3 protein-coding genes are annotated in these 2,986 nt (G+C 58.3%); all 3 read right to left on the bottom strand.

The window, feature by feature from the left end; genetic code table 11:
• On the bottom strand, positions 1 to 274 hold a 274-nt coding region (locus EN925_RS40270; protein WP_206633007.1), incomplete at its 3' end, for a hypothetical protein.
• A 365-nt stretch (positions 275 to 639) separates the two neighbouring features.
• On the bottom strand, positions 640 to 2,133 hold the full coding sequence (locus EN925_RS30265) for a lipopolysaccharide biosynthesis protein (RefSeq protein ID WP_024505409.1): 1,494 nt from the start codon (positions 2,131 to 2,133) through the stop codon (positions 640 to 642).
• The coding region (locus EN925_RS30260; protein ID WP_206633005.1) for a hypothetical protein at positions 2,130 to 2,986 on the bottom strand (857 nt) is incomplete at its 5' end. The genes EN925_RS30260 and EN925_RS30265, both read right to left, overlap by 4 nt.

Raw genomic sequence — 2,986 nt, 5'->3', positions numbered from 1 at the left:
ACAGGACACACTCTGCCGCCTTCAGCGAGTTTGACAATCTCTTTTCCTCAGTCCAATTCTTGTCCGGGCCGGGGGTTGCGCCGGCCTCCCAGCGCGCTGCCCCGTTGCGGTGCTGAAGATGGCCAACAAGTGAGAAAACCCTGTGACCGTTGCAGGAGAGGCAAGGAGCGAAATGCACGGCATCGTGGAACAGTATGACGGCGTCCGGCCGTCCAGCTTCGATACGGTCAAGCACCCACTGAGTCTCTCCCTTGGAAAAGTTCTGGTCCGTCATTGGGGAAACAGGTGCGGTCTTCCGTCCAAGGAACGATCCGGCCAGATGCCCGGACCGAAGCAACTCCGTGGATAGAAATGTTCTCTGGCCCAATCTGATACTTCGACGAACCTGCCACGAAGAAAACTGCTCTATTTCATATACGCTCCTACAGACTGGACTCCTTCGGCCGCGCGCTATGTTGGATACATACCCGTGTACCTCGTGGCCGGACTTCAGGAGATATCGCCCGAACGCCTGGATATAGGCGCCGTCTCCGCCGAAGAACGCGTCGTACGGATAGCTATGGACGATTGCTATACTGGCCATTTGCCCTCCAAATAGCTTCTCTCTCGGGCCTTCGCCGGTCGAAGTCGCGGGCTGCGTCAAGCGCCGGCCCGCGCCTCGCCTCGAAAGCCCAGCAGCACATCCTGAAACAGCTTGAGCTGCCCCAAGACGAACAGCAAGACGAATGCATAGATACTGATCAGAACCAGCCCGCCAGCCGCGAGCCGCAGAAGCGAAGGAACCTCCGGGCCGAGATAGCGCTGCACTGCCAGCGCACCCACCGAGGCCACGATGCCGGCCATCCATGGCCTCATGATCGTCCGCAACAGATCCCCGACTGAAACCGGCGTTCCGTGCAGGCTCCACACCAGGTGTGGATAGAGCCAGAGCACCAGCGCCGTCGAGTAGCTCAGTGCAACGCCCTCGGGGCCGAAGGAGATTCCTGCGCAGTAGGAAGTGATGACGAGAGGGGCGATGGCGAAAGCCAGATACAGGCTGCGCTTCTGCTTGCCGGTCGAGATGAGCAGCCAATATGTAGGGTTGATGATCCCGAACACCAAGATGGTAGGCGTGAGCAGCCGGAAGATGGTCGCCGCCCCCGTCCATTGCGAGCCCAGCACCACGGTGATGATCTCATGTGCGAACAGGAACGAGAACATTGTGATGGGAACCGTCACCGCGATGACGATCGAATATCCCTTGAGGTAGAAGTTCCGCAACCGCGCGGGATCATGCTGCATTCGTGACAACGCCGAGAACAGTACCGCACCGACGGCGCTGTTGATGGTCGCCGTAGGGATGCCAATCAGCTGGAAGGCCCGGGTATACAATCCGAGCGACGCAGCGCCCCAGAGCCGCCCGAGAAGGACTTTCTCCACATTGTAGCCAATATAGACAACGAGGTTGTTCAGCGTGACGATTCCACCGAAATGCAAGAGCGAGCGAATATTGGCGCCGCGTCGAGGCCATCCAGGAATCCACCCGGTGGCGATCCAGCAGCCCAGGCTGTTGATTGCCGGCGAGATAAGTGTCGGGGCGATCAGTGCCCAGTAGCCGTAGCCACGCAACGCGAGCAGCACACCGGACAGGATGCCCACGCACAGGGCACCCGTTTCGATCGCGCTGAGTGTGACATAACGCAAGTCGCGCTCGATCAGAGCGGCATGTTGCACGCCGGCCGCGTTAAGCAGGAAAGCTGGAGCGACCGCGATGGCGATCCTGAGTAGACGCGGCTCATGGTAGAAGGCTGATATCGTGTAGGCACTCGCGGCGCAGAGCAGCGCGAGAAAGACCCCTACCAGTATGTTGATCCAGAACAGTGCCGAAACCTGGTCAAACGAAATCTCATGCTTTTGGATGGTAGCGGAGGAAAGCCCGGCGGTGGTGAAGACGTCGAAAATGCCTGTGAGTGCCACCACCATCGCGACCAGGCCGAAATCGTCAGGGCTGAGCAGGCGTGCCAGGATGGCAATATAGCCCACCCTGAGAATCAGGTTCACCCCCTGGCTCACCATCCTGGCGACGCCACTTTGAATGGCTTCCCTTTTAAGGTTGCGGGGTTCGCCTTTGGCACTGAGGGCCTTGTGGGTCATGTATCACTGGCTGCATACGCGCTTGTTTCCGTTTGAGCTGCCGTAGCATGCCCCATGTGAGCGATTGCCTCGCCAGGCACCCGTTCCAGCCAAATTTCTCGCCACCAGGGATAGACGGCTCTTGGGCACTGCATCCGGCAATCGCTATATCTCGAATTGCACCAGACTTTTTCCAGGATGACCGCCGGTCCCCTGAGCCGGTTGAGAAGTCCGGTCTTTTCATTGACAAACGCTGTTACTCGCGACCGGACCCTGAAAGTATGGTCGCAATAGGGGACCATCTCGGCGTCGAAATACAGGCCACGGTTCTTATTATCCGTGTCTAGGGTCTTGAGGATTTCTTCATAGGACTTAACCCTGATCAGCTCCCCCGGTTGGAGATCAAGCTTGATGGTTGGAACCGGCTGGCCGGCAGGTATCGATCCCCGATATCGTGGGAATGAAACGCCACCGTAAATGTGCTGCACCTTGTCATACAGCCAGCTGACAATCACGGAGAGCCTCCCGAGATGCAGACGGCCCATGTAGTGATAGATACTGAATACTGCTGCATAGATGAATCCGACCAGGAGACGCTTTTTGCTGGCATTTCCCGATGCATAGTCTTCCACATACTGCCGGGCATCCCACCAAGAAAGTGGGGTGGTCGCATCCAGAAGTTCTGTGGCTTGGCATGAGTATCTCGGACCACCTGAAAGTGGCTGGCTCTTGGCGCGCGTACCAGCCAGCACGTCGCTTTCCGTGCAACCTTTTCCATTCGCCGCGTTGGTTCGCGGCGCGATTGCCTCGTCCGAGGACGCCACAGGCCTGAGCCATGCCTCTTTCCAGAAGACCAGGCACGCTGCCTGACAAC

Origin of the sequence: Mesorhizobium sp. M7A.F.Ca.US.006.04.2.1 (genome assembly GCF_004022915.1) — a bacterium.
GTDB lineage: Bacteria > Pseudomonadota > Alphaproteobacteria > Rhizobiales > Rhizobiaceae > Mesorhizobium > Mesorhizobium ciceri.
This window is presented reverse-complemented; position numbering and strand designations above follow the sequence as displayed.